This window comes from Kitasatospora sp. NPDC056651, from assembly GCF_042792155.1.
Classification (GTDB): Bacteria; Actinomycetota; Actinomycetes; order Streptomycetales; family Streptomycetaceae; genus Kitasatospora.
Window position 1 is genome coordinate 1 of the sequence record NZ_JBHTWX010000198.1, and the last position, 6283, is coordinate 6283.

Consider the following 6283-nt stretch of genomic DNA (forward strand, 5'->3'; position numbering starts at 1 on the left):
ACTGTACTCCGGGGGGTTTGGGCGGCCCCCCCCGGGGGGCCGGCCGGGGGGGGGGCCGGGCCCCGCGGCCTTCCCCCGCCGCTCCGGGCGCGCCGTCGGTCATCGCGGCGACGGCCCCGCTCAGACGGCCCTCTCGGCGAGGGTGTGGGCGACGAGGGCGTTGGCGTGGCCGTGGCCGAGTCCGTGGTCGGCCTTGAGCCAGGCGACGAGTTCCATGTGCCTGGTGAGCGGGGAGGTGCGGATGAGGTCCTTCCACTCCTCGATCGGGCGGCCGTACTTCTTCTCGATCGACGGGAAGTAGGAGGCGGGGCCCTTCACGGCGGCAGCGGCGGTGGCGCTCATCAGCGTGGTCCTCTCGGCAGAGCGAAGCGGTGCGGTCACGGGGGTGGACCGTGACCGCACCGCGAACTCATCGCCCCCGCCGGGTGACCCGCGTCACACCCCGGCGGTGGCCCGGCCGCGGCGGCGCCGGCCGGTGGGCGGGGTGGGGTCGGCGTCCCAGGCGGCGACGGGGTTGCCGAGCCAGCGGGTGGCGCCGGGGACGTTCTCGCCGCGCATGACCAGGGAGGCGGGGCCGACGGTGGTGTCCGCCCCCAGCGAGGAGTTGAGCAGGACGATGGAGTGCGGGCCGGTGGTGGAGCCGGCCGCGAGGTGGACGGGGCCCAGCCGCATGACGCGGTCGTGGAAGAGGTGGGTCTGCAGGACGGTGCCGCGGTTGACGCTGGCTCCGGCGCCGACGGTGATCAGGTCGGTCTCGGGCAGCCAGTGGGTCTCGCACCACACGCCGCGTCCGATCCTCGCGCCGAGGCTGCGCAGCCACGCGTTGTGGTACGGGGTGCCGGTGATGGTATGGCCGCCGAAGGGCATGGCGAGTTCCTCGACGAAGGTGTCGTAGAGCTCGTTGCGCCACACGAAGGAGGACCAGAGCGGGTGTTCGGCCACCCGGAAGCGGCCGACGAGCAGCCACTTGGCGGCGGTGGTGACGGCGCAGGCGGTGACGGCGGCGGCGGTCAGGACGAGGCCGGCGGCGCCGAGGGCGGTGCTCAGCCCGTAGTCGTCGCGCAGTTCCTGGAGGGTGGCGAGGACGAGGTCGCCGAGCAGGGCGGCGAGGACGATCGGCAGCAGCCGGCACAGTTCGACGCCGGCGCGCGCCCACATCAGGCGCCGGGGCGGGTCGTAGGTGCGGGCCTCACCTCCGGTGTCGGCGACGCGGGGCAGCGCGAAGGCGGGGCGTCCGAGCCAGGAGGAGCCTTCGGGGGCGTGGGCGGGGGTGTCGGACAGGACGCCGACGAGGGAGTTGTCGGGCAGGTGGCGGCCGGGGCCGACGATGCCGGAGTTGCCGACGAAGGAGCGGCGTCCGACGTGGGCGGGGCCCAGGTGCAGCCAGCCGCCGCGCAGTTCGTAGGGGGCGATGAGGGTGTCGTCGGCGAGGAAGGCGCCGTCGTCGACCCGCATCAGGCCGGGCAGGGCGAGCACGGTGGAGGCTTCGACGCGCCGTCCGACCCGGGCGCCGAGCAGGCGCAGCCACACCGGGGTGAACAGGCTGGCGTAGAAGGGGAAGAGGGTGCGCCGGGCGGTGTCGCTGAGGCGGCTGACGGCCCAGGCGCAGAAGGCGGTGCGGCCGGTGGCGGGGTGGAAGCCGGGGCGCAGCGGGCGGGACAGGAGGCGGACCAGGAGCGCTATGAGGGTGGCGTAGCAGGCGATGGTGAGGGCGGCCAGGGGGATGGTGGCGGGCAGGAGTTGGACGAGGGCGCCGGCCAGGGTGGTGTCGGCGTCGATCATCGGGTAGACGATGGTGAGGGCGGGCAGGGCGGCGAGGATGGGGATGAGGCCGAAGACGGCGAAGCCGGCGCCGTAGGCGAGGTTCCAGGCGCGGGTGGCCGGGGCGGGGGTGGTGGGCCAGTCGGCGGGGGCTTCGGTGGCGGGGCGGGCCGGGGAGCCGGTCCAGTGTTCGCCGGGCGGGACGGGGGTGGTGGCGGTGACGCAGGAGCCGGGGGCGATCTCGGCGCGGGCGCCGATGCGGGCGCCGGGCATCAGGGTGGCGCGGTGGCCGATGCGGGCGCCGTCGCCGATGTCGAGGTGGCCGAGGTGGAGGGTGTCGCCGTCGAGCCACCAGCCGGCGAGGTCGGCTTCGGGTTCGATGGAGGCGTGGGCGCCGATGCGGGCGAGGCCGGTGACGGGGGGCAGGGTGTGGAGGTGGACGCCGGGGCCGACGCGGCAGCCGAGGGCGCGGGCGTAGCGGGTGGCCCAGGGGGTGCCGGCGAGGGCGGCGGTGCCGAAGAGGGCGGTGTAGCGTTCGGCGGCCCACAGGCGCAGGTGGACGTGGCCGCCGCGGGGGTGGCTGCCGGGGCGGATGCGGGCGGTGAGCAGGCGGGCGCCGGCGGCGGCGAGCAGGGTGCGGCCGGGGGCGCTGTAGAGGAGGAGGAGTCCGGCGCCGACGGGCCACCAGGAGCTGTGGGGGGCCCAGTTGAGGTTGCTGCCGGTGAGGTTGTCGAGGGCGATCAGGGCGAGGATCCAGCGCAGTCCGGCGAGGGAGAACATGCCGAGGAGCAGGAGGGTCTGCCAGAGGCCGGCGCTGCGGGGGGTGCGGCGTACGGTGCGGCGGGTGGTGGTGGTGGGGGTGTCGGGGGCGGGGCCGGTGCTGTCGAGGTGGGCGGCGAGGTCGGTGAGGACGGGGTGGGCGTACAGGTCGGCGACGGAGACGCCGTTGTGGCGGGTGCGCAGTTCGGAGACGAGGCGGGCGGCGGTGAGGCTGGAGCCGCCGAGGGCGAAGAAGTCGTCGTGCGGGCCGGGGGTGGTGCCGAGCAGGCGCTCCCAGTGGGTGGCGAGCCGGCCGGCGGTGCCGTCCAGGGTCTCGGTGGGGGAGGCGGTCGCGGTGGTGGTCAGGGGCCAGGGCAGGGCGTTTCGGTCGACCTTGCCGGAGGTGCGGGTGGGGAGGTCCTCGACGAGGGCGAGGACGGGGACCAGGGGGGCGGGCAGGCGTTCGAGCAGGTGGCGGCGGGCGGCGGTGAGGTCGGGGTGGGTGCCGGGGTGGGCGACGAGGTAGCCGACGAGGAGGTCGGCGCCGGCGGGGGTCTTGCGGACGGCCGCGGCGGCGGCGCGCACGCCGGGCAGGGACTGGAGGGCGGCGTCGATCTCGCCGAGTTCGATGCGGCGGCCGCCGAGTTTGACCTGGTCGTCGGCGCGGCCGAGGAAGACGAGGCCTTCGGGGTCGTTGCGCACGAGGTCGCCGCTGCGGTAGACGCGGGGTGAGGTGAGGGCGGGGTGGGCGCTGAACTTCTCGGCGTCCTTGGCGGGGTCGAGGTAGCGGGCGGTGCCGACGCCGGTGATGAGCAGTTCGCCGTTGGCGTGCCAGGGGACGGGGTGTCCGGCCTGGTCGACGACGGCGATCTCCCAGCCGTCGAGGGGGGTGCCGATGCGGACGGGGTGGCCGGGGAGCATGCGGGCGGCGGTGGCGACGACGGTGGTCTCGGTGGGGCCGTAGGTGTTCCAGAACTCGCGGCTCTCGGTGGCGAGGCGTTCGACGAGTTCGGCGGGGCAGGCCTCGCCGCCGACGATGATCAGGCGCACGGCGTCCAGGCATTCCTGGGGCCACAGGGCGAGCAGGGTGGGGACGGTGGAGACGGCGGTGACGCGCCGGGTGACGAGCCAGGGGCCGAGGTCGGTGCCGGCCTTGACGAGGGCGCGGGGGGCGGGGACGAGGCAGGCGCCGTGGCGCCAGGCGAGCCACATCTCCTCGCAGGAGGCGTCGAAGGCCACCGAGAGGCCGGCCAGGACGCGGTCGCCGGGGCCGAGGGGGCGGTGGGTGAGGAAGATGCGGGCTTCGGCGTCGACGAAGGCGGCGGCGGAGCGGTGGGTGACGGCGACGCCCTTGGGGCGGCCGGTGGTGCCGGAGGTGAAGATGATCCAGGCGTCGTCGGCCGGGGTGGGCCAGGCCGGGGAGCCGGAGGGGTGGACGGCGTTCGAGGTGTGCAGGGCGCGGCCGGCGCCGAGGACGGCGCAGACGGCGGCGTCCTGCCAGATCATCTCGGCGCGTTCGTCGGGGTCGTCGGCGTCGACGGGGACGTAGGCGGCTCCGCAGCGCAGGACGGCGAGGATGGCGACGTAGAGGTCGGCGGTGCCGGAGGGGATGCGCACCCCGACGCGGTCGCCGCGGCCGATGCCGTGGCCGGCCAGCTGTCCGGCGAGGGTGTCGACCTCGTGGAGCAGGGCGCGGTAGTCGAGGACGGTGTCGCCGGTGTCGAGCGCGGGCGCGTGGGGGTGCGCGTCGGCGGTGGCGGCGATGATGTCGAGCAGGCTGCGCGGGTGGGCCGGCTGGGCCACCGGCCAGCCGGCCGCGGGGCCCGGCTGGGGGCGGTGCAGCGTGCCTGGGCCGGCCGTTTCGTGGCGTGCGTCCATGGATGGGTTCCTTGGCTCCGGGGGGTCCTGGGGGCGCGTACGGGTGCGACGCCGGGTGACGGGGTCGTCACCGGCTGGGGAGCGCCCACTCACCATGACTCCGCTGGGAGTCGGCTGGATGCAGTGAGGGTGCGATCAAAGGAAATTCTCATCACTGATGCCGTCACCGATGCCGCAAAGGCCGACAACGGTACGAATCGAATGACATTTCGCTGGTTTTCGATCGTTGGCGCTGGTGAAGAGTAATCGCCGAATGCCGGAGCGACACAACGGGCGAGGGAAGAGTGAGGGACACCATGGCGTCCGGAACAGTACGGGTACTGAGTCGACCGCTACCGAATCAGGGGATTTTGGTCGGGTTATCGGCCTGTTCACGGTTTTCCCATCTTCGTGTGGGAGCCTTTCGCACCCGCCGCCGCGGCCCCTTCCTGTGAGCGGGCTGGGCAAGGATGCCATGGACTGTGATTTCACTGACAGCGGCGGCCCGCGCGGCGGGGGCGCGCTCGTCTGGTACGTGGCGTACGGCTCGAACCTGCACGCCGCCCGCCTGGCCCGCTACCTGCGCGGCGGGCGCCCGGCGGGTGCGGCGCGCGCGTGCCCGGGCTGCCGCGACCGGCGACCGCCGCGCCGCACGGTGGCCGCCGTGCTGCCGGGCACGCTGTACTTCGCCGGGCGCTCGCTGACCTGGGGCGGCGGATCGGCCTTCTACGACCCGGCCGTAACCGGCGAAGTCCCGTGCCGGGCCTATCTTCTGACGCTTGGTCAGTTCAGTGACGTCGCCGCCCAGGAGATGTTCCGCTCCCCCGGCGCCGACCTCGACCTGACCCGGGTGCTCGCCGACGGGCGCGCCGAGCTGGGCCCGGGCCGCTACGAGACCCTGCTGTGCGCCGGCGAGCGGGACGGCCATCCGCTCCTGACCTTCACCGCCCCCTGGGGCGTGGCCGGCGCCGAACTCGCCGCCCCTTCCGCCCCCTATCTGCGCCATCTGGCCGCGGGCCTGGCCGAGTCGCACGGCTGGGGGCCCTGGCGTGCGGCCGGCTACCTCGCCACCCGTCCGGGTGCGGCCGGGCGCTGGACGCCGGGCGCGGTGGCGGCGCTGGCGGAGCGAACGGCGAGGCTCCCGCGGCCGCCGTGAACGGCCTCGGCCCGAGCGGCGGTTCGCCGGTCGGGCCGAGGCCGTCCGGGACTTCGGGCGCTCAGCTCCGGTACATGCCGACCTCGTAGGAGCCGGCGGGGTGGCGGAGCATCACATTGGCCCGGTTGAAGGCGTTGATCATCGCGATCACGCACACCAGCGCCGCGAGCTGCTCCTCGTCGTAGTGCTTGGCGGCCTCCGCCCACGCCTCGTCGCCCACCCCGCCGGCCGCGTCCGCGATCCGGGTGCCCTGCTCGGCGAGTTCCAGCGCGGCGCGCTCGGCCTCGGTGAACACCGTGGCCTCGCGCCACGCCACGACCAGGTTCAGGCGCACCGGGTCCTCCCCGGCGTGGACGGCCTCCTTGAAGTGCATGTCGACGCAGACGCCGCAGCCGTTGATCTGGCTGACGCGCAGCCGCACCAGCTCCTGGACGGCGAGCGGCAGGGCCGACTCGGCGATGGGCCGGTCGGCCGCGGCGAGGTGCTTGATGACCTTGCCCATGAGCGGGCTGGCGAAGGGGTCGAGGCGGGGTTCCATGGCGGGTGCTCCTCGGTCGGTGTCCGTTGCTGCCCTTGAGACCGGACGGCCCGCCGCTTTGTGACATCCCCCGCCGCGACCCTCCCCGTGACCCGCGCCGCAGCCCGCACCGGGCACCGCGACGGGCACCGCGACGGCCCGGGTCCGCCAAGGCCGGGCCCGGGGCGTCGCGGCGGCCGGGGGAGGGGGGGGTTGACACGGCGGTCGCCCCG

Annotated in this window: 4 protein-coding genes; 1 reads left to right on the top strand and 3 read right to left on the bottom strand. The window is 75.1% G+C overall.

All coding sequences use genetic code 11. The annotated features are described in order from the left end of the window. Positions 1–120: 120 nt before the first annotated feature. The gene (locus ACFRAR_RS37910; RefSeq protein ID WP_380704872.1) at positions 121–342 is read right to left on the bottom strand and encodes a DUF4287 domain-containing protein; all 222 of its coding nucleotides are present in this window, start codon (positions 340–342) and stop codon (positions 121–123) included. Between the two features lie 93 nt (positions 343–435). Beyond that, entirely contained in the window at positions 436–4398 is a 3963-nt protein-coding gene (locus ACFRAR_RS37915; RefSeq protein ID WP_380704874.1) for a Pls/PosA family non-ribosomal peptide synthetase, read from the bottom strand. A gap of 454 nt (positions 4399–4852) precedes the next feature. Between ACFRAR_RS37915 and ACFRAR_RS37920 the strand changes: the two genes are divergently transcribed. Further along, on the top strand, positions 4853–5533 hold the full coding sequence (locus tag ACFRAR_RS37920) for a histone deacetylase (RefSeq protein WP_380704877.1): 681 nt from the start codon (positions 4853–4855) through the stop codon (positions 5531–5533). 61 nt (positions 5534–5594) lie between these two features. On the opposite strand, the gene ACFRAR_RS37925 is transcribed toward ACFRAR_RS37920, so the two are convergent. Next, a complete protein-coding gene (locus ACFRAR_RS37925; RefSeq protein WP_380704879.1) occupies positions 5595–6071 on the bottom strand; it encodes a carboxymuconolactone decarboxylase family protein in 477 nt (158 codons plus the stop codon). Between the last annotated feature and the right edge of the window lie 212 nt (positions 6072–6283).